21 protein-coding genes are annotated in these 20,488 nt (G+C 54.6%); 5 read left to right on the top strand and 16 right to left on the bottom strand.

The features are described 5' to 3' along the window. Positions 1 to 4 precede the first annotated feature (4 nt). From BS640_RS05950 to BS640_RS05910, 9 genes are all read right to left on the bottom strand, one after another. Positions 5 to 802: an SDR family oxidoreductase gene (locus BS640_RS05950; protein ID WP_017490029.1), complete on the bottom strand. Its 798-nt coding sequence runs from the start codon at positions 800 to 802 to the stop codon at positions 5 to 7. A gap of 12 nt (positions 803 to 814) precedes the next feature. Further along, positions 815 to 2,347, bottom strand: coding sequence for an FGGY family carbohydrate kinase (locus tag BS640_RS05945; protein WP_017490030.1), 1,533 nt, complete (start codon positions 2,345 to 2,347; stop codon positions 815 to 817). Continuing rightward, entirely contained in the window at positions 2,340 to 3,413 is a 1,074-nt protein-coding gene (locus tag BS640_RS05940) for an ABC transporter permease (RefSeq protein WP_084912167.1), read from the bottom strand. The genes BS640_RS05945 and BS640_RS05940 overlap by 8 nt, the downstream gene beginning before the upstream one ends. A gap of 15 nt (positions 3,414 to 3,428) precedes the next feature. Beyond that, positions 3,429 to 4,997: a sugar ABC transporter ATP-binding protein gene (locus BS640_RS05935; protein ID WP_017490032.1), complete on the bottom strand. Its 1,569-nt coding sequence runs from the start codon at positions 4,995 to 4,997 to the stop codon at positions 3,429 to 3,431. 9 nt (positions 4,998 to 5,006) lie between these two features. Next, positions 5,007 to 5,639, bottom strand: a complete 633-nt coding sequence (locus BS640_RS05930) for a DUF2291 family protein (RefSeq protein WP_026110278.1) — start codon at positions 5,637 to 5,639, stop codon at positions 5,007 to 5,009. A gap of 61 nt (positions 5,640 to 5,700) precedes the next feature. Next, entirely contained in the window at positions 5,701 to 6,633 is a 933-nt protein-coding gene (locus BS640_RS05925; protein ID WP_017490034.1) for a D-ribose ABC transporter substrate-binding protein, read from the bottom strand. Between the two features lie 97 nt (positions 6,634 to 6,730). Next, complete coding sequence (locus BS640_RS05920) at positions 6,731 to 7,531, bottom strand: GolD/DthD family dehydrogenase (RefSeq protein ID WP_017490035.1); 801 nt, start codon at positions 7,529 to 7,531, stop codon at positions 6,731 to 6,733. Further along, positions 7,521 to 8,468, bottom strand: coding sequence for a transketolase family protein (locus BS640_RS05915; protein WP_017490036.1), 948 nt, complete (start codon positions 8,466 to 8,468; stop codon positions 7,521 to 7,523). The genes BS640_RS05920 and BS640_RS05915 overlap by 11 nt, the downstream gene beginning before the upstream one ends. A gap of 2 nt (positions 8,469 to 8,470) precedes the next feature. Further along, on the bottom strand, positions 8,471 to 9,292 hold the full coding sequence (locus tag BS640_RS05910) for a transketolase (RefSeq protein ID WP_017490037.1): 822 nt from the start codon (positions 9,290 to 9,292) through the stop codon (positions 8,471 to 8,473). Between the two features lie 410 nt (positions 9,293 to 9,702). Between BS640_RS05910 and BS640_RS05905 the strand changes: the two genes are divergently transcribed. Next, a complete protein-coding gene (locus BS640_RS05905; RefSeq protein ID WP_017490038.1) occupies positions 9,703 to 10,491 on the top strand; it encodes a DeoR/GlpR family DNA-binding transcription regulator in 789 nt (262 codons plus the stop codon). 214 nt (positions 10,492 to 10,705) lie between these two features. Here the strand turns inward: BS640_RS05905 and BS640_RS05900 are convergent, their stop codons facing one another. Then, on the bottom strand, positions 10,706 to 11,023 hold the full coding sequence (locus BS640_RS05900; RefSeq protein ID WP_084912166.1) for a DUF1127 domain-containing protein: 318 nt from the start codon (positions 11,021 to 11,023) through the stop codon (positions 10,706 to 10,708). A gap of 152 nt (positions 11,024 to 11,175) precedes the next feature. On the opposite strand from BS640_RS05900, the gene BS640_RS05895 reads away from it, so the two are divergent. Further along, positions 11,176 to 12,594: an aminotransferase-like domain-containing protein gene (locus BS640_RS05895; RefSeq protein ID WP_017490040.1), complete on the top strand. Its 1,419-nt coding sequence runs from the start codon at positions 11,176 to 11,178 to the stop codon at positions 12,592 to 12,594. A gap of 75 nt (positions 12,595 to 12,669) precedes the next feature. Here BS640_RS05895 and BS640_RS05890 read toward each other — a convergent pair whose 3' ends face one another. Beyond that, positions 12,670 to 13,122, bottom strand: a complete 453-nt coding sequence (locus tag BS640_RS05890) for a winged helix-turn-helix transcriptional regulator (protein ID WP_017490041.1) — start codon at positions 13,120 to 13,122, stop codon at positions 12,670 to 12,672. Between the two features lie 130 nt (positions 13,123 to 13,252). On the opposite strand from BS640_RS05890, the gene BS640_RS05885 reads away from it, so the two are divergent. Together BS640_RS05885 and BS640_RS05880 are read left to right on the top strand one after the other, a co-directional pair. Continuing rightward, positions 13,253 to 14,044 (top strand): SDR family NAD(P)-dependent oxidoreductase, encoded by a 792-nt coding sequence (locus tag BS640_RS05885; protein WP_084912165.1) that lies wholly within the window; start codon positions 13,253 to 13,255, stop codon positions 14,042 to 14,044. Between the two features lie 153 nt (positions 14,045 to 14,197). Beyond that, on the top strand, positions 14,198 to 14,896 hold the full coding sequence (locus BS640_RS05880) for a fumarylacetoacetate hydrolase family protein (protein WP_017490043.1): 699 nt from the start codon (positions 14,198 to 14,200) through the stop codon (positions 14,894 to 14,896). 53 nt (positions 14,897 to 14,949) lie between these two features. Here BS640_RS05880 and ansP read toward each other — a convergent pair whose 3' ends face one another. From ansP to BS640_RS05860, 4 genes are all read right to left on the bottom strand, one after another. After that, positions 14,950 to 16,419: an L-asparagine permease gene (ansP, locus tag BS640_RS05875; protein WP_017490044.1), complete on the bottom strand. Its 1,470-nt coding sequence runs from the start codon at positions 16,417 to 16,419 to the stop codon at positions 14,950 to 14,952. A 302-nt stretch (positions 16,420 to 16,721) separates the two neighbouring features. Next, a complete protein-coding gene (locus BS640_RS05870) occupies positions 16,722 to 17,171 on the bottom strand; it encodes a DUF2000 domain-containing protein (RefSeq protein WP_084912164.1) in 450 nt (149 codons plus the stop codon). A 54-nt stretch (positions 17,172 to 17,225) separates the two neighbouring features. After that, positions 17,226 to 18,059, bottom strand: a complete 834-nt coding sequence (locus BS640_RS05865) for an AraC family transcriptional regulator (protein WP_017490046.1) — start codon at positions 18,057 to 18,059, stop codon at positions 17,226 to 17,228. Beyond that, positions 18,056 to 18,919, bottom strand: coding sequence for a helix-turn-helix transcriptional regulator (locus tag BS640_RS05860; protein WP_017490047.1), 864 nt, complete (start codon positions 18,917 to 18,919; stop codon positions 18,056 to 18,058). Before BS640_RS05860 ends, BS640_RS05865 begins: the two co-directional genes overlap by 4 nt. Before the next feature lie 157 nt (positions 18,920 to 19,076). Between BS640_RS05860 and BS640_RS05855 the strand changes: the two genes are divergently transcribed. Then, on the top strand, positions 19,077 to 19,793 hold the full coding sequence (locus BS640_RS05855) for an SDR family oxidoreductase (RefSeq protein WP_026110280.1): 717 nt from the start codon (positions 19,077 to 19,079) through the stop codon (positions 19,791 to 19,793). A gap of 77 nt (positions 19,794 to 19,870) precedes the next feature. Here the strand turns inward: BS640_RS05855 and msrA are convergent, their stop codons facing one another. After that, complete coding sequence (msrA, locus tag BS640_RS05850; RefSeq protein WP_017490049.1) at positions 19,871 to 20,416, bottom strand: peptide-methionine (S)-S-oxide reductase MsrA; 546 nt, start codon at positions 20,414 to 20,416, stop codon at positions 19,871 to 19,873. Between the last annotated feature and the right edge of the window lie 72 nt (positions 20,417 to 20,488).

The raw sequence follows: 20,488 nt of genomic DNA, 5'->3' as shown, positions 1-20,488 counted from the left end.
TGCCTCACGACATAATCAGCCCGCCGTCGATGTTGATAGTCTGTCCGGTCAGATAGCGGGCGTCGTCAGAGGCCAAAAACGCCACCAGCCCGGCGACGTCCTGCGGCTGGCCGGCGCGTTTTAGCGGAATACCTTGCACCCACTCGGCCATTAATTCCCCCTTGGCGTAACGCTTCTCGTCGCTACTGAGGATTTCGCCCCACACGCGGTCGTTGTAATCCCACATCTCGCTTTCGATAATGCCGGGACAAAATGCATTGACGGTGATGTTATAAGGAGCGAGTTCAAGCGCCAGACTCTGGGTAATGCCGATGACGCCCATCTTGCTGGCCGCATAGTGTGGCGTATAAATAAAGCCCTGACGCCCCTGGCCCGACGAGGTGTTGATCAGACTCCCCGCACGCTGTTTGACCATGATTTTCGCGGCCTCGCGGCAGCACAGCCAGACGCCAGTGGTGTTGACGGCCAGCACCCGCTCGAAGTCCTGTTTTGGCATGCGGTCGAAACGATCGATAGTGATCACCCCGGCATTCTGGATAGACACATCGACGGTGCCAAATTTTTCCAGCGCCTGCTGATAGAGCTGTTGCACCTGCTGTTCGTTGGTGACGTCAATCTGTAAGGGAAGAATATCGACGCCATACTGCTGACGCAGCGTCTCGGCGGTTTCAAACACCCGTTCCGCGTTCGACACCATCACCAGATTGGCTCCATCACGGGCAAAGCGTTCGGCAATTCCGGCCCCAATGCCGCGGCATGCGCCGGTTATCACCACCGTCTTGCCACTAAAGTCTCTGTTCATCTTCGCGTTTCCTTATTGTGAATGCTTAGCGGACTGCTCCAGCATGCTGGCCACTGCGGCTTTCCAGCCCTGCCAGTGCTGCTGCAAAATGTGATGCCGTTCAGCGTTGGGCTTAAAGACGTCATGCTGTGGCAGCAGTGCCCTTAGCCTGACGTCGTCCAGCCCCTCAAGCGCCCTGCGGGAAAGAAGACCCGCGCCGAGCGCAGAGAGTTCCGGCGTATTGCTGCGCAACACCTCACAGCCCAAAAGGTCAGCCTGAAACTGCATCAGCCAGGGATTACGCGTCGGCCCCCCGTCCACCCGCAGAGAACTAAGGTGGAAGTCGGGATGCTGGCGCATGGCGTCGATGACGTCGGCGATTTGATAGGCGATGGCCTCGAGTGAAGCACGGATAAGATGCGAACGCCCCACGCCTCGGCTCAGCCCGCTTATCACGCCCCGCGCCTGTCCGTCCCACCAGGGAGCCCCCGCGCCGGTCAGTGCAGGAACAAAATAGACGCCCAGTGTGGATTCGACGCTGGCCGGTAGCTCGGTCAACGCCCGGCTCAGGGTTTCGCCCTTACCGTCGGTCAGGCCGGTGATTTGCGCCATCCACGCCACCGCATCACCGGTGTGCGGGATATTGCCCTCCAGCCCATAAACGGCTCTTTGGCCATCGTGCCAGGCCACGGTGGTCGCGAGCTGCGTGATGCTGCTCTGCGGCTGAGGAATAGGCGCCATGACCGAAGATCCCGTACCGTAGGTGGCCTTCACGCCGCCGAACTCGCCGAGCCCGTGGCCATAGAGTGCAGCGTGAGAGTCGCCGACCATCGCAAGAATCGGCAGTCCGTCGGGGATCCCGTCTAGACCGCGCGTCTCGCCGAAGAAACCGCTGGAGGGACAAATCTGCGGCAACGCCTCGCGCGGAACACCAAACAGCTTCAGCATCTGCGGATCCCAGTCACCGTGCTGGAGATTTAACAGCTGGGTGCGGGCGGCATTTGAGGTATCGCAGCGAAACGCCTCGCCGCCGGTCAGATTCCACAGCAGCCAGGCATCTATCGTACCGAGGCAAATCTCGCCGGAGGCCGCGCGCGCTGCGCCGTCCGGCAGGCTGTCGAGCAGCCATCGCATCTTGGAGGCGGAAAACAGGGGGGCAACCGGCAGGCCGGTAATATCACGAATGACCGGTTCCTGATGGTCACGGCGCAGTTGCTCGCAAAACGCCGCGCTGCGCGAACATTGCCAGGTCAGTGCCGGCGCGACCGGTTTGCCGCTGGCGCGATACCAGCCGATGGCCGTCTCGCGCTGATTGCTTATCGCCAGTGCCGCAATACGCTGCATGCCCACGCTGTCGATGACTTCGCGCAGCACGGTGAGTGAAGCTTCGACCAATACCTCGCCATCTTGTTCGACCCATCCCGCCTGCGGCGTTTGTACCTGCAAGGGCCGCGAAGACTGGGCGACCACTCGCCCTCCGCCGTCGATAGCGACCGCCTTGGCATTGCTTGTGCCTTCATCGATCGCCACAATGACGTCCCTGTGTCGGGTCTTTACCTCAACCATGGCTCACCTCAGACAGCGGAGACGTTGCCTGCTGCTTTTTTTCGTGACGGCGCATCAGCGTGACCTTACTTTGCAGACGCTGCTGGAACTGGTCGATAACCACAGCGGTCACGATAACCAGACCTTTAATCACCATCTGCCAGAACTCGCTGACGCCAAGCATCACCAACCCATCGGCCAGGAACACGATAACAAAGGCACCGATAATTGAACCAAACACTCGGCCACGGCCACCGGCCAGCGCGGTTCCGCCGAGTACCGTGGCCCCGATGGCGTCCATCTCGAACATATTGCCGGTCATCGGGTGCGCGGTTTGCAGCTGCGACGCCACCACCAGCCCGACCAGCGCCGCACAGAACCCGGAAAAGGCATAGACAAAGATTTTGACCTTGGCTATCGGCACGCCCGCCAGCCTGGCAGCCGATTCGTTGCCGCCGATGGCATAGATATAACGACCGAGCGGCGTCTTCTTGGTGATATAAATACCGAGCAGTACCACAGCGACCATCAGCCAGATAGGATTATAGATACCGAGAAAGGTGCCTGAACCGAGCGTCGCAAAACCGGTGTTACCCAAAGCTTCGACCCCGTTCAGATTGGGAAAGGTTTTGCCGTCGGTAGTCAGCAGTGCCGCACCGCGCGCCACGTACATCATCCCCAGGGTGCAGATGAAGGGCGCGACGCCAAGTTTGGTGATCACCAGCCCGTTAAGCGTTCCTATCACTACTCCGGCGACAGCGACCACGACACTGACCTCAATCACGTTAAGAAACAGCAGGTTGTCGCCCCAAAGCGGGATGCCAAACGACAGCAACGCTCCGCCAATCATGCCGCAAATACCCGCCACGGCCCCCACCGAGAGGTCGATCCCTCCGGTTAAGATGACCAGCGTCATACCGACCGCCAGCAGGCCGGTGATAGCGACGTGCTGGGTCATGATCAGCAGGTTGGACGGCGTAATAAAGTTGGGCACCATCGCGCTAAAGAAAGCGACCACAATCAATAACGCGATAAAGGTGCGCGCCTTGAGTAAGTACATGTAAATGAGATACTTTTGACTTTGCATAGCCGTTCCTTAATCTTAATCGTGTGGTGTCGACGCGCGGATCAGCTTTTCTCTGTCCACGTCGGCACGCCGCAGGTCGGCAGTAATTTTGCCGTCCGCCATGACAATTACCCGGTCCGCCAACTGCATCACTTCATCCAGTTCTGATGACGAGAACATCACCGCCAGTCCCTGCTGCGCCATCGCGCCAATCAGATGATAAACGTCGGTTTTCGCGCCGACGTCGATGCCGCGCGTTGGCTCGTCGAGAAACACCACCTGCGGATGGGTCATGAGTGCCTTGGCGATCACCACCTTTTGCTGGTTACCGCCGCTCATCGAGGTAACCGGCAGACAGGCGTCACTCACCTTGATGGACAGCTTGGCAATCATCTCTTTTACCGCCGCGTCTTCGGGCACATCGCGGATCGGTAACAGCATTTTTAGGAAACTTTTGCTGCACAGGCTGGAAAGCGTCATGTTGATTTTTATCGACAGCAGCTGAATAAGCCCTTCCGCCTGACGGTCTTCGGGTACCAGCGCCATGCCGTGCTTGAGCCGATAGGCAAACGGGCTGTGCTCCATGCGTTTCCCCTTCAGCCAGATCTCGCCCGCGTCCTGTTTCAGCAGGCCAATCAGGGTCTTGAACAGCTCGGTCCGCCCGGCCCCTAAAAGTCCGTAAACACCCACCACCTCGCCCTGATGTAGCGTCAGGCTAACGTCATTGAGTGAATAACCGCCGTTTTGATGCAGCAGCGTCAGACCGTTGGCCTGCAACACCGCGCTACCTTTTTCGGCGCAGCGATAGTCAAACTGCTTTTCTTTTTCACCGACCATGCTGGAAATTATCCAGGGAATACTGACCTGACTGACCTCCTGCTCGGCGACAAACTTGCCGTCGCGGAAGACGGTAATGTGGTCACCAATTTCCATCAGCTCTTCCAGCCGGTGCGAGATATAGATGATGGTGACACCGCGTCGCTTGAGCTGCTCAATAACGTTGAATAGAACCTTGACCTCGGACTGACTCAGCGCCGAAGTGGGTTCGTCCATGATCAACACCCGCGTATCCTTCGACAGCGCGCGGGCTATCTCCACCAGCTGCTGATGGCCGATTGCCAGCTCTTCCAGCGGCGTCAGCGGATCAACGTCCAGCTCCAGGCGCTCCAGCAAGGACTTCGCCAGCTGGTACTGATAATCGACGTTGATTCTGCCGCGCTGGAAAAATTCGTTACCGATAAAAATGTTGTCCATCACCGTCATATTCGGAAACAGATTCAGTTCCTGAAAAATGATGCTGATCCCGTGCTTTTCCGCCTGATGGGTCGAGCTGAGCGACACCGGTTCACCGTCGAGCAGGATTTCGCCGCTGGACGGTACTTCAACGCCGGCCAGCATCTTCATCATCGTCGATTTACCGGCACCGTTTTCCCCGATAAGCACGTTGACCTTGTTGCGATAGACGCGGTAATTGACGTTATCGAGCGCCGTTACGCCGGGATAGACGCGCGAAACGCCCTGGGTTTCGATAATCACCGGTCCCCCCTGAAGCAGAGGGTTGGCGAAAGGCTCCGGCTGTGCGCTGCTACTGCGTTGTTCAAACATCGCGACTCCTTACTGCGTGGCCTTGTCAGCCGTGATTTTCGCAGGTGTCAGCAGAATGGGTGGCTGCGGGGTATCAAAGGCGCTAAATACGCCATATATCGTCAGTTTATCGCCGACCTTAAACGACGGTTTGCCGAGCGAGGCAATGGCCCGCTGATTGATGGCTTTACCGAAATCACCGAACATATTCTGATCGTTGAAGTCGCTGTAGCTCAGGCCACGATAACTGTCGCGCAGCTCGGTACCGCGAAACGTTGGGCCAATCTGCACTTTCACTTCCCCTACTTTCGGGTCATCGCTCTTCAGCACAATCTGGCCGTTGCGTGATTCAGTATTGACCTCACTGACGGTGCCACTCACGGTGGTGTTGAATACGCAGGGATTCTCGTCCTGACTGCGATAACCAAGCTGCTGGCAAGCGGTATCAAAGTCTTTCGCCCCCTCTATCTGGCCGAGTAAAGTAGCAAGCGGCTTGGCAGAGCTGACTATCTGCGGGGCAATTTGTTGGTCAAACAGCATCGCCGCCTGTGCCAGGTGAGGGTTCGGGGGATTCTTCAGTTCCGCCAGCTTTTTTTCGGAAACTATTCGGCAACTGCAAAGCAGCAGCGTTGCCATGAGTATCCACATCAAGCGACTAGACATTACGCTTCTCCTTTAAGCCCCGCCCAGGCGGGGCCTGTATCTGCTCTATGCGCGCCAATCTTTACTTCTGATAATTGAAGTTGTTGACCTTGTCGGCGTTGTCTTTCTTGATGAGAATGCCGCGGAACAGAATACGTTCTTTACCGCTGTAGCTGCCTTTCTGGATATATTGGTCAAGAATTTCCACGCCCTGAGAGGCAATCGCCTGCGCCTGAAGCATCACGGTGGCGTACAGTGCACCCGATTTCACCGCGTCGCGCTCGTCGTTGCTGCCGTCAATGCCGACGACGGTAACATCGCTACGGTTCGCCGCCTTGAGGGCCGCAATAACACCCAGCGCTACCGGACCGTTGCCGGTTATCACGCCTTTGATGTCTGGATGCGCCTGCAGGATGCTGTCCATAATGCGCTTACCGTCAATCAGCGTGCCTTTGGCGTCCTGACGGGCGATCATTTTCATATCAGGGTATTGATCGATAACGTTGTGGAACGACTTGGAACGGGTCACGCAGTTGTTGTCCGCAAGATTACAGGTCAGTTCGGCATAGGTGCCTTTCTCACCCATTTTTTCAACAAATTCATTGGCGACGTCAGAGCCAGCCTGGAAGTTGTTGTGGGAAATTTGCGCCAACGCCACGCCGTCGACCGGGATCTCACGGTTGATAAGCACCACCGGCACACCGGCATCTCTGGCCTGCTTCACGGCGGCAACGCTTGCCTGAGAGTCGGCGTTGTCCAGAATAATGCCCTGAACCTTGCGACCAATAACCAGGCTTATCAGCTCACCCTGCCGTTTAACGTCCTCGCCGTGCGAAAGCACCAGCGTTTTGTATCCCAACGATTCGGCCTTGGCTTCGGCGCCTTTCGCCTCGGCGGAGTAATACGGGTTATCCAGAGAGTTAACCAGGATAGCGAGGGTGCCTTTTTCTACGGCGAAGGCGGGAGGAACGACGAGACTGGCAAGAACGGTTAACAGGGCAAGGTGTTTTTTCATGGTGAAGTTCTCTCAATGTTATTGTTTTTTATAGAGCTTTTGGGCGTTTATTTTGTAGGGTTAACGCCGTTTTTTAGAGTCTTACTGCAAGCCGGGCTTACCAGATGGTGAAACCACCGTCGATCATCAGGTCCGCGCCGGTAATCATGTCGCTGCCGTTGCTCGAGAAAAACAGAATAGCGGCGGCGATTTCGTCGGTATAAGCGAAGCGTCCAAGGGGGATGAGTTTTTTCATCTCTTCGCCTTTTTCGCCGCGCCAGGCCTTCTCGCCCATCGGCGTCAGCACCACGGTTGGGGAGAGCGTATTCACATTAATACGGTGCGGTGCCCACTCTTTGGCCATGACCTTGGTCATACCGAGTAACCCGGCCTTGGCAGAGGTGTAGGCGCAGTGGTTATCGATAGCAATCGAGGCCGCCTGCGAGGCAATGTTAATGATTTTCCCACCTCTACCGCGTGCTATCATGCTGCGCGCCGCCGCCTGTGAGCAGAGGAACGGTCCGGTCAGGTTAACGGCCAGATTTTTCTGCCACTGTTCAAAGGAGGTTTCTACCGCCGGTTCGAGATGTACGTAGCCTGCGCAGTTGACCAAAATATCAATCTGCCCACACTGCTGTTCGACCTGGCGAAACACGTCGACGACCTGAGAGGGACAAGTGACGTCACACTCGAAATAGCTAACCTGACGTTCTCCCAGCTCATCCACTATCTGCTGTTTCAGAGCGCTTTCGAATTGTGGATAGAGCAGCGCCAGATGCGCGCCCTTCTCCAGCATCATACGGTTGCTTGCCATCGCGATACCGCCGAATCCCCCCGTGACCACCACGACTTTTCCCTCTAGCGACAGGTGGGTGTCCACGCCGTAGCGCAGGTTGACGTCGTATTGATTAGTGCTCATTCGCAGCCTCCCGTGCAGCGGCAATCGCTGGCCCCTTCAGTGCGGCAACCAGACCGGATGTATCGATAGAAAATTGACGGCGCAGTGCGGTACGACTGCTGCTGTGGGTGAACTCGTAGGCCGGAATGCCGAACGCTTGCAGCGGCTGACTCAAACGGTATTTAAGGATTAACTCACCGATGATGGTGCCCAGACCACCGCTCAATGCGTGTTCTTCCATGGTGATCACCTTTTTATGCGATTTAATCAGCTCGACCACCGCCAGCTCGTCGAGCGGCCACAGCGACGGCAGCGACACCACCGTCGGATTGCAGCCCTGTTCGCGTGCGGCAAGTGCCTCATGCGCCAGCGTGCCAAGCGTGAACACCACCACGTCGTCGCCCTCGGCGAGTACGTCCGGCTGACCCGGAATAAAGCGATAATCCTCGTCGTGCAACACCGGAAGCTTGTCGCTGTCCATGCGAATGTAGACCGGGCCTTTATGTTTGATGGCATGGCGAACAATGGCCTGCGCCTGACTGGCGTCCGCGGGGGCGAAGACCTGCAGATTGCCCAAGGTACGGGCGATGGCGATATCGTTGGTACAGTGGTGCGTTGCACCCAGTGGGCCATAGGCAAACCCGGCATTGAGGCCAAGCATTTTCACGTTGGTTTCTGAATAACAGACGTCGTTTTTCATTTGCTCATTCGAACGGGCAAACAGGAAAGGTGCGGCGTTAGCGGTAAACACCACGTGGCCGCTCAGTGCGACACCCGCGGCCATGCCGACCATGTTCTGCTCGGCTATGCCGACGTTTATCACCCGGTCCGGATAAGCCTTTTCGAACGGCGAAATTTTTGAAGTTGAGGTCGAGTCGGCCACCATCACGCTAAGGTTGGCGCCCTGCTCCTGTTGTTCTATCAGCGTCGAAACGACGGCGTCGCGCAAGTCTTGCATGATCACTCCTCCAGCTCTGCCAACCCTTCGGCCAGCTGTTGATCGTTAGGCACGGCGTGGTGCCAGGCGGGTACGTTGGCCATAAACGAAATGCCGTGGCCTTTCTCGGTATTGGCCAAAATGACGCGGGGTTTGCCCTGCATCGGCTGGGTGACGGCGGCATGAATAGACGCCGGGTCATGCCCGTCACACTCGAGCACCTCAAAACCGAAGGCGCGCCACTTATCGGCCAGCGGCTCCAGTGGCATGATGTCCTCGGTTTTGCCCGCGAGCTGCAGGCGATTGCGGTCGACAATGGCAATAAGATTGTCGAGCTTAAACTTGCTGGCAGACATCGCGGCCTCCCAGTTGGAGCCTTCGGCGAGTTCACCGTCGCCTAGCAACACGTACGCACGGCGATATGCGCGACCGCTGATTTTATTGCCGAGCGCCAGCCCAACGGCAATCGGCAGGCCATGGCCAAGACCGCCAGAATTAATCTCGACCAGGTCCGGAAGCTTTTGGTGCACCGGATGACCCGCCAGCAGCGTATCGTCCCCCATAAACTGGTCGAGCACGTTCGGGTCTAACAGTCCCATCGCCGCCGCACTGCAATACAGGCCGCCTGCGCCGTGACCTTTGGAAAGAATGAAGCGATCCCTGTCGGGACTCGCCTGTGCGCGGTCCATCACTGCCATGTAGAGGGTGCAGATGATATCGATTTCAGAAAGATCGGCCCCGGTGTGGCCTTTGCCTGCGTGGTGATTCATTTGCAAAACGTAACGGCGTGCCTGCCGGGCGACAGTTTTTATTTCCTGAAACGTTTTCATTTCCTGAGCGTCCATCTTTACCTCGTCTTGACCTTGCCGTTCACTTTCTACTGCCCCCATGAACAGTGTCGCTAACGGCGCAACTCATTTTCGAATAAAACTATAAATTATCGTTTTAGGGAAAAATGCGCGGTTGATCAAGTTTCATACAAAAACAGGTTTTTTATTAAAATCCTTAAATATTAGAAATATACATAAATAAGACTTGTTCTTAAAAATGATAACACTATGTAATACGAGGAATAATGACCAAAAACACTGATTTGATTTTCATATGAAAATCAAAAAAGGTTTTTTTGCTCCTCGCTTTAGATCTGCTGCAACGTTACTATTTTCATCATGTCGCGATAATTTGGCTTTAAAGCAGGTTTTAACGGCCCTATGCCGCTAAAATGGTGCCAGTGAACGGATAAGGAGTATTTCAATTGAAAAGCAAAAGCGAACAATTGGCGGATATGCAGCATCGTCGCGACAAGATATTAGAAATGATCAGGGAAGATGGCACCGTCACAGTGAAAATGCTCACTGACGCCTTTAACTTGACCGAGGCGACTATCCGAACCGATCTGCGGGTGCTGCAGAAACAGGGATTTATTCAGCGTTATCACGGTGGTGCGACGCTAATGGACGGCAAACAAAATACTCACGCCCTGCTGCTCGAGCGTCAGACACAGATGCGGGAAAAAGACGCCATCGGACAGCTGGCGGCCAGTTTTATCGAGTCAGGTGACACCATTATTCTCGATTCCGGTACCACCACCACGTCGATTGCCAACCATCTTGGGCATATTAAACGTCTGTCGGTCATTACTACCGGGGTGAATATCGCCCTACAGCTCGGCGGTGAGCCCGGCGTTAACATTTTGCTGACCGGCGGTACTTTCAAGTTTCCGACTCTTTCGACCTCGGGAGAAAAAGCGGCCAGTTTTTTTGAGAACGTATTGGCCGAGAAGCTGTTTCTGGCAACGGCCTGTATCTCACCGCGCGCGGGCCTCAGCTTCCCTAGCGAGACGGATATCAAAGTAAAAAGCGCGATGATTCAGTCGGCCAACGTGGTTTACGTGGTCGCTGATTCAAGCAAGATTGATAAAGTGTCGATGTTTGCGCTGCCGTGCGAGTGGTCGAAGATTCATTATCTGATAACCGACAGCGGGATTAGCGCCGAATCCAAGGCTGCATTTGAGGCAGTCGGCGTAAAGGTGCTGGTGGCTTGACTAAGCGGTGGGGAGTTTGGGTGGCTACCCAATGCGCTTGAGGGAGTTTATTGCAAAGTCTTTTAAGGTCTCTAAGATCAAAAGCATGCGCTTCGCTTACTGGGCGGCGCATACATTTGACCTAAAAGACTTTGACCTTTAAGACTCGAAACCAAAAATTTTGACCTAAAGATCCAATTCTTGAACCCATGGAACGATCGGTCAATCCTCCCCCCTATTTAGGCCAATTTGGCCAAATCTTGCGATCCTCATTGCGGTTGCCATACAGTTTATCAACGTCACCGCATGACAGACCAATATCTTTCAACTGGCAGCTGCTGAGTCCACGCAGTATTTTCATCGTATGACGGCGCTCACGCCAGTTTGCATAGGATGTGAAAAATGTTCTCCACCAACCGAGCTTTAATTCACCGTTATCAAGATATTTATCACTTAACTGCGCGCTAACGTCATGCTTAGACGCGTCGGCTGCCGTTTGCTGAATAGCACTCGCGTTGGTGGTAAATTGATCGCTATCACTGATTCTTTTCATCTTTGCCCTCCTGTTAACCCTTACACACAGAATGTATTAACGGCAGAAAACAATACAGATTCAGTTTTTAATTATTTTCAGCATACAGTTCTCGCCTTAAAGACAGATTTGGGCGTAAATTATGCCTATCTGTACTGCTATCGGGTGACAATATGAATCGCTATGAGCATTTAGCCAACGTTTTGGGTGAGCGCATCGAACAGGGACTCTATCCTTCGGGCCAGCGTCTGCCTTCGGTCCGCATGTTAAGCAACGAGCACGGCGTCAGCGTCAGCACCGTGCAACAGGCCTATAGGATGCTTGAGGACCGGCTTCTGGTTGAGGCGCGCCCAAAGTCCGGCTACTTTGTCTCGGCCAGTAAACGCCTGCCGGGGCTGCCGGCCGTATGCCGCACGCCGCAACGCCCCGTCGATATCTCTCAGTGGGATCAGGTGCTGGCCCAAATTACCAGCCGCGTTATCCCCGGTATGATAGCGCTTGGCGGCGGCACACCTGACCTGACCCTGCCCAGCCTAAGACCCCTCAGCCGTGCCTTGGTTAAGGTCGCACAACGTACCGACCTGAGCGCGCTTTATTATGATTTAATCGACGGTTCGAAAGAGCTACGCGATCAGATTGCACGCTTGATGATCGACAGCGGCAGCAGTATCGACGCCGAGAATCTGGTGATTACCACCGGCTGTCACGAGGCGCTGTCGATTGCCATTCGTTCCGTTTGTGAGTTTGGCGACATCGTGGCGGTAGATTCCCCGAGCTTCCACGGCGCGATGCAGACCCTGAAAGGTTTTGGCATGAAGGCGCTGGAGATCCCGACCGATCCGGTCACGGGTATCAGCATTGAGGCGCTGGAAATGGCGCTCGAACAGTGGCCCATCAAGGCCATCCAGCTTACGCCAAACTGCAATAATCCATTGGGTTACAACATGCCCGATGAGCGCAAAAAGGCGCTGCTGCGGCTCGCACAGTGTTATGACATCGCCATTATTGAAGACGACGTTTATGGCGATCTGGCCTATCAGTATCCGCGCCCCGCGACAATCTACTCATTCGACGATGACGGCCGCGTCCTGCTGTGCAGCTCATTTTCTAAAACTTTGGCCCCCGGTCTGCGCATGGGCTGGATTGCCCCAGGCCGTTACCGCGATCGCGCACTGCACATGAAATACATCGGTACCGGCGCAAGCGCCACCCATCCGCAGCTGGCCATTGCCGATTTTATCAAGGAAGGGTATTACCAAACTCATTTGCGCCGTATTCGCCAACAGTATCAGCAAAACCTCTGTGTCATGACCGACTGGGTGATTCGTTATTTCCCAGAAGGCGTGCGCGTCAGCCGTCCGCAGGGCGGATTTTTACTGTGGGTCGAACTGGATGAGAAGATTGATACACAGAAGCTTAACCGTCTGTTGGAACCTGAGAAGATTCAAATTTCCGTCGGCTCGATATTTTCTGCCTCAGGGAAATACCGTAACTGCCTGCGGCTAAACTATTCTCAGCTCGATGAGAAGATCCACGAACCGGCTATCAAACGCGTCGGCGAGGTGATTCATCAAATGATGGAAAACGGTTAGCACACTTTCGCGCTGCTCCACTCTGAGTAAGAACTGAGTAAAACCTGATTTTAGCATTGAACGCTGAATCAGTTTTTACTCACCGCTATTGCCGGGGATCACCTGAATGTCTTCCGCGCCTAGCACCCTGCCATCCTTCGCGTGCAACCTTATCGGCTCGATAGGCTGCAAATTCAACCTGTCTACCGCACGGCTACAGGCCTCGTCTTCAGCAAACAGATACTGATTTCCCCACTGTCCCAACGCTATCAGGATCGGATACAGCTCCTTACCTTTTTGCGTTAAAACATACTCCTGATAGGCGGAGCCGTCAGACGCCGGTCCAATCTCGAGAATGCCCTCCGCAACCAGCGTTTTCAGCCGCGAACTGAGGATATTTTTAGCCGCCCCCAGACTACGCTGAAACTCACTGAAGCGTTTAATGCCCCCCAGCGCATCTCGCACGATAAGCAGAGTCCACCAGTCGCCTATCAGGTCAAGCGAACGCGCGATCGGGCACACACTGTCGTTAAAACTGGTGCGTTTCATTTATCACTCCGTGCTGCGAAACCTAATCTGGTTGCATTATAAAACCTCCGGTGCTAAAAATCATCTGGTTTAATAATGAAACCCCATGATTCATTCAACCTGGCAATGACGAGAACAGAGGAAACACACCATGACTCAGACAACACAGTCTAAACCTTTAGCGCTTATCACTGGCGCATCCACCGGTATCGGCGCAACCTATGCCGATCGACTGGCTCATCGCGGGTATGATCTTATTCTGGTCGCCCGCGACGCCGCCAAAATGGAAAACCTGGCCGCCCAGCTCAGCGGCAAAACCGGCGTCAACGTGCGCGTTTTCCCCGCCGATCTTACCCGTGCCACCAGCCTGGCAAGCGTTGAACAGCTTATCCGCGATACCCCGGCTATCTCACTGCTTGTAAATAACGCGGGATCGGTCCTGCCGGGTAAATTTACCGATGCCGATGCTGACGCCATCGATGAGCTTATCCGTTTGAACGTGACCTCACTGGCACGCCTTTCCCGCGTGGCGCTCGACGGACTACAGACTCACAAAAACGGCGCGATTATCAATATTGCCTCTGTGCTGGCGCTGGCGCCTGAAATCAGCGGCCCGGTGTATGCGGCGAGCAAAGCGTTCGTTCTCACCTTCACCCAGTCGCTTCAGGTTGAGCTTGCCGATCGCGGGGTCTATTTCCAGGCCGTGCTACCCGCAGCAACGCGCACCGATATCTGGGAGAAAGGCGGCAAAAATATTGATGAAGTTCCGGGCGTGATGGAGGTTGGAGAACTGGTCGATGCGGCATTGGCAGGCTTTGACCAGAAAGAAGCCGTCACCATCCCTCCGCTGCAGGATGATAATAAATGGCTGGCACTGGACGGTGCACGCAAGGCATTACTGCCGGAGTTTTTACAGAGTCATGCGGCCCCGCGTTATCGTTAATCCTTGATTAATGAGTCCTTACAACTGCCCTCGTTGCAAGCGGCGGAGACACTGGTTACATTGGATAAACTTATTACTACAGTTTTTTAACATCTACTTTTATCCTCCCTGTTATGACCGCTGGTCAAAACACTAAACCATGGCAGAGTGAAAATGACTGAATTTGTTATCCCCGTACCGGAAGCCGCTTCACTGGCAATAGAAGGACAAGATGCTCGTTTCCCATTACGTCGCGTTTACTGCGTAGGCCGCAATTACTCGGAGCACGCGCGTGAAATGGGTCACGATCCGGACCGCGAACCGCCGTTCTTTTTCTCGAAACCGGCCGATGCCGTCGTGCCCGCTCAGGGTGAAGTACCCTATCCTCCTTTGACCTCAGACCTGCACCATGAAGTTGAACTGGTCGTTGCACTGAGTAAAGGCGGGAAGAATATTTCACCTGAAGAGGCGCTGAGCCACGTTTGGGGTTATACGGTGGGGGTAGATTTGACGCGTCGTGACCTGCAGGCTACGGCCAAGAAAATGGGTCGTCCATGGGATTTCGCCAAAGGTTTTGATCATTCGGCTCCGGCAAATGCGCTGCTGCCTGTCAGTAAAATTGGCCATCCGGCCAGCGGAAAAATCTGGCTGGCGGTGAATGGCGAGACGCGTCAGACAGGTGACTTGGGCGACCAAATCTGGCAGGTTGCCGACGTTATCAGCTATTTGTCGCAGTCGGTAGAGCTCCAGCCGGGCGACGTGATTTTTACCGGTACGCCATCGGGTGTCGGTGCTGTCCAGCCGGGCGATGTGGTCTCGGGGGGCATTGAAGGCATCGGTGAGTTCAGCTTCACGCTGAGCGCCAAGCCATAAAAAAACGGCCTCCTGCACGCAGGGGGCCGTTTTTCTTCATACAGAATCGTCGATTACTTCGCTTCAAACGTCTCTGCGTGTTCTTTCTCAAGCTCTTTCACTTCCGCTGCGCGTTTACGCAGACCGAACCAACCCAGTACCAGCAGAATCACCAGTGCAGGAATAGTCGCCACGGTATAAGTCCCGTTCGGATAGTCGAAGGCCATCAGCACCAGCACGCTGAACAGGAACAGGAGCGTCAGCCATGAGGTGAACGGTGCACCTGGCATCTTGAACGAAACGTCCTTCGCCTTGCCTTCTCTGATAGCCTTACGCAGTTTCATCTGACAAACCACGATGAAGCCCCATGAGCTCAGAATACCCAGCGATGCGATGTTCAGAACGATTTCAAACACCTGTGAGGGCACGTAGTAGTTCAGCACCACACCCACGATGTATATTGCAACAGTGACCAGAATACCGGCGTAAGGAACCTGTTGCTTGCTCATTTTTGACATGAACTTAGGCGCAGAACCGCCCATCGACAGCGAACGTAGAATACGCCCGGTCGAGTACAGGCCTGAATTCAGGCTCGACAGTGCCGCAGACAGCACCACGATGTTCATGATGGTACCGATGTAAGGGACACCCAGTTTGCTGAAGAAGGTCACGAACGGGCTCTGACCGGCCTGATAGGCGTTCCATGGCAACAACAGCACCAGCAGCACCACAGAACCGACGTAGAACAGTGCAATACGCCAGATAACGCTGTTGATAGCCTTAGGCAGGATTTTCTCAGGCTCTTTGGTTTCGCCCGCAGCAGTACCGACCAGTTCGATAGCCGCAAAGGCAAAGACTACCCCCTGGACTAGCACCAACGCTGGCAGCAGCCCGTGTGGGAAGATACCGCCGTTGTCGGTAATCAGATGTAAGCCGGTAGGTTGACCCGCCAGCTCTTTGCCGCTGCCGAGGAAGACCACCCCCACCATCAGGAAGATAGCGATGGCTGCCACTTTAATCAGCGCAAACCAGAACTCCATTTCGGCAAACCACTTCACGCCAATCATGTTCATGGTGGCGACGATGGCCAGTGCACCGAGCGCAAACATCCACTGTGGAACGTCGCTGAAGGTGCCCCAGTAGTGCATATATAGCGCAACCGCCGTGATATCCACGATACCGGTCATCGCCCAGTTGAGGAAATACATCCAGCCCGCCACGTAGGAGGCTTTTTCGCCAAGGAATTCACGGGCGTAGGAAACAAAGCTGCCGCTGGTTGGACGGTGCAGGACCAGTTCGCCCAATGCGCGCAGAATGAAGAATGAGAAGATACCGCAAACCAGATAGACCAGCGCCAGCGCCGGACCCGCCATTTGCAGACGCGCACCGGCGCCTAAAAACAGACCGGTACCGATAGAGCCACCGATAGCAATCATCTGCACCTGACGATTGCCCATACTCTTGTGATAACCATCCTCATGAGAATCCAGCCAACGCCTTTTGGCTGCGTGTTGTTCTTCCGCAGTTTTTTTATGTCGTTTCATTTCTTACCTGTTCTCCAAAAGAATTCTTTCACGCTCGGCCTTCAACATGAGCAAACGATTGCAATTGCTGACGCCTGTCGTGGCTTATCGCCACTGTATTATTCTTGACCAACCGAGGTTAACGAGGGGTTAAATTCGGCGACGGCGGAAGATGCTACCCTATTCTCTTGGATTGAGGCAAAAAAAACCTCATTTTAAATCGTTATAAATGCGCTTATCAGTACGATATTTTGCCATATAGTCGATATATTGACCGAAACATCCCCAACACTCTTGGGGATGCTCGTGATCAATCTCAAATTTCAGGCAAAAAGCTTGAGCTTGCCGACCACTTTTCGTACCGATTTTTTCTCTCCGGCGAGGGCAATTCCCAGCAGTTGAAGACTCCCTTCTGTCTGCAAAGCGACCGCCTCAAGGAAGGCCTCGTAGTGCGTAGTTTGTTGACCTTCAAGGGGAAAAACGGTTATATCGCAGCCATGCGACGTGCCATTGACTAACACCGATTTGAGATCTTCGTCACTTCCGCTCAGCACACTGATGCCCAACGGCGTGAGTCCGGGATAGGTTTTTCCGTCTGCAATTTCGAGAGGTGAACCGATTAATTCAGGATGACGCTGGCCTAGCGTCATTGCTAGCACCGCCGCCGCATTAGCGGCTTTTCCTGCCGGAAGACTTTCATTCAGGACGATCACCAGACGTTCAGGCTGAGTCGGTTCACTTAGCGGGGAAGTCGTGATAGAGGAGACTGACATTACGGTTTTACTCCATTTAACGAATAAAAACCGATTGTCAATGATAGCGTATCGCTAGTCTGGAAGATTTGTGCAGATTTGCCGATATTGCGCCGGAGACAGGCGATAGGCGCGGCGGAACCAGCGCCCCAGATGGCTCTGGTCAGCAAAACCAAGCTCTGCGGCAACCTGGACAGGTTTTTCGCCCTGCGACAGTCTGATGCGCGCCTCGGCCAGTCTCAACTGCACCAGATAAGCATGCGGCGCTATACCAAAGGCCTGCTTAAAGGCGCGCGTCAGCGTGAATCGATCAGTGCCTGTTGCAGCGGCCAGCTCCTGCAGCGACAGGTCCTCATTCAAATGCGCATGCATATATTCACGGGCCAGATGAGCGCAGCCCAAAGCAAGGTGCGCCGCTGACGCCTCGGCACGCCAATGGATATGCGGAGCCAAATGCGCTAACAGATTATCGAGCGCACTTTGTTGCACAATTCTGAATTCGCCAAAATGCAGCAGTTGAAAAGTCTGTGCGATGGCCTGCGCCAGTCGGGGGTCGCTGTTTAATGTTTTCGCAAATGAAAGTTCATAGCTGCTCGGCGTGTCGTGAAACAGGTGACGAATTTCACGGTCGAGCCATTCGGGGCTGAGATAAAAGGTCTGGTAAGTGAATCCGCCCTCTATTGGAGCGTCACCGTCATGTATCTCGCCAGGTTCGAGCAAAAAGATGTCACCGGGCGTGCTGGTGATTTTATTACGTCGGCAGTGAAACTGCTGTGTGCCCTGCTGCGTGACGCCAACCAGATAACTGTCATGCCAGTGTGCGTCGTAGGCGTGCCCCTCAAAATGCGCATGAATAGTTTCAATCTGGTACTCGGGCGAATGACGCACGTCTATCCAGTCGTTGTTCATTTATGTTCCTTCTCGAGGCGCATGATATTGTTGAGCCGCTGCACCGGCAATAACGCCTGCAGTTTGTCTCGACTGACTTCCTGGGGCGAATAGACCGTGAGTCTGCGAGCGGACCCGTCGGACAGGAGAAAACTGTGGTATTCAAACGACATCGCATCGGCAATGGGGTGATGAATACGCTTGATGTTGGTCAGCTGTGACAATACCTCTTGCCGCGCCCACAGCTGCCTAAAGGTCTCGCTTTTCACATTCAATCTGTCGATAAGCGTCGCAAAATGCGCCTCGTTGACGCAGTGTGCCGTTTCGGCGCGAAAAATTGCCAGCGCGGCGGGGGCTATCTCAGCCCAGTCCACCAATAACTCCCGGTGTGCCTGATTGGCAAACAGCATCGACAGCAGATTTCGGTCATCGCCCTCAAGCAGGGAATAATCGCCAAAAACTGCACAGGCCGCATTATTCCAGCCGACAATATCCCAACGTTTATTCGTAATGTACGCGGGCTGAAAGCTCAGATCATCAAGCATCCGCTGGAGCGCCGCCTCAAGCGGTGGCTCGTTCACAGGCAAGCGCTGGGGCATCATCCTGCCGCTCAACGCAAACAGATGGGCACACTCGGTCTCCGTCATACGCAGCGCATCGGCCAGAGTCAGGAGTACGCCTGCTGAAGCCTTCACTTCACGCCCCTGTTCAAGCCAGGTGTACCAGGCCGTGCCAACTTTTGCCAACTGTGCAACCTCTTCACGGCGCAAGCCAGGCGTGCGCCGTCGTTCCCCCAAGGGCAGGCCGACGTCCTGCGGCAGCAGCGATTCGCGGCGAGCGCGAAGAAAATTGCCCAACTCCCTGAAATTTCTTGCGCTCATGACCTTCTCCTTATGCAGACAGGTAGTCGCGAATACCATGATAAACCGAAGACTGTTTAGGGTTCTTTAAACACGCAAGGATAGCGCTGCGGGCGCCGATTGGATAACGCCTTTCGGCACGAGTCCTTTTACTCTCATCACTATGGATAATTTTATTATGACGACGCAACATGTTTTGGTTATTGGCGGTTCATCAGGTATTGGTCTGGCAACGGCAAATTTACTGGCGATGCAGGGCTACCGTGTCACTATCGCAGGGCGCGATGCCGAAAAACTGTATCGGGCTCAACGCGATGCGCCTTACCCGCTGGATACGGTTGTTGTCGATGCCACGGCTCATTCTCAACTCCCCGACGTTTTTGCCGACCTAGGGCCGCTCGATCACTTGATTCTGGCGCTGGGCAGCGGTAAGGGCGTGGGCGCCTTCGCCAGCCTCAGCGTTGATGAAGTGCGTCAGGGATTTGAAGAAAAGGTTTTTCCACATTTCAACTGTGCACAGGCAGCGCTGCCCACTTTAAGCGCCACCGGCAGTATCACCTTCCTAAGCGCCATCACGGCTCTGACGGCGATGCCGGGTACCAGTGGGATAGGTGCAGCCAATGCAGCGATTGCCGGATGGGTTCCAACGCTGGCGGCCGAAATCTGCCCACGAAGAGTCAATGCGGTGTCTCCGGGAGTGATTGATACCCCCTGGTGGGACTTTTTGGATGACCACCAGAAGAGCGGCCTGTTTGCTGAATATGCTCAAAAGACCCCTGTTCGGAGAGTCGGCAGCGCACAGGACGTCGCCGAAGCGATTGCTTTTTTGGTGAGAAATACCTTTATTACCGGGCAGAATATCGTGTGTGACGGTGGGTTAAGTCTGGGAGGATAGGTCCGAAGTCGCGGTATCAGAGAATAAAACAGCGCAAACTGTCTGAGTTTGCGCTGTCTTGGCAGCAGCCTTAAGGCTTACTTGTCTTGCAGGGACTTAGTGCGGTTAGCAAAGCTTTTACGCAGCTTTTGCAGCTTAGGCGGGATAACCGCCATGCAGTAACCGTTGCGCTGGCCTGCACCATCCCAGTAATCCTGGTGATAGTTCTCTGCTGGATACCAAGGCGCGATCGGCTCGATTACAGTCACCACCGGATCGGTATTGCTTTCCTGCGCACGGGCGATAGCCGCTTCGGCTTCGGCTTTCTGCTCGTCGTTCAGCGGGAAAATAGCTGAACGATACTGGGTGCCGATGTCGTTACCCTGACGGTTGAGCTGGGTAGGGTCGTGAGTCGCAAAGCTGATGTCCAGCAAATCGCCGTATTTCAGCTGGTCTGGGTTAAAACCGATGCGGATTGCTTCAGCATGGCCGGTTTCGCCAGTACATACTTGTTCGTAGGTCGGGTTCTCCGTCGTGCCGCCAATATAGCCGCTTTCAACGGTCTCAACGCCGATCACATCTTTAAACACAGCTTCCGTACACCAGAAACAGCCGCCCGCTACGATTGCGTATTCAATAGTCATTGTCTTTTCCTCTTCTTAAACACCGTGGTGTTAGCACCTTGCCCACAGGCTACACTTTTAAAGCAATTTGAA

Origin of the sequence: Rouxiella badensis (genome assembly GCF_002093665.1) — a bacterium.
Classification (GTDB): domain Bacteria; phylum Pseudomonadota; class Gammaproteobacteria; order Enterobacterales; family Enterobacteriaceae; genus Rouxiella; species Rouxiella badensis.
Note: the sequence above shows the minus strand (reverse complement) of the source record. Positions and strands in the feature narration are given on the sequence as shown.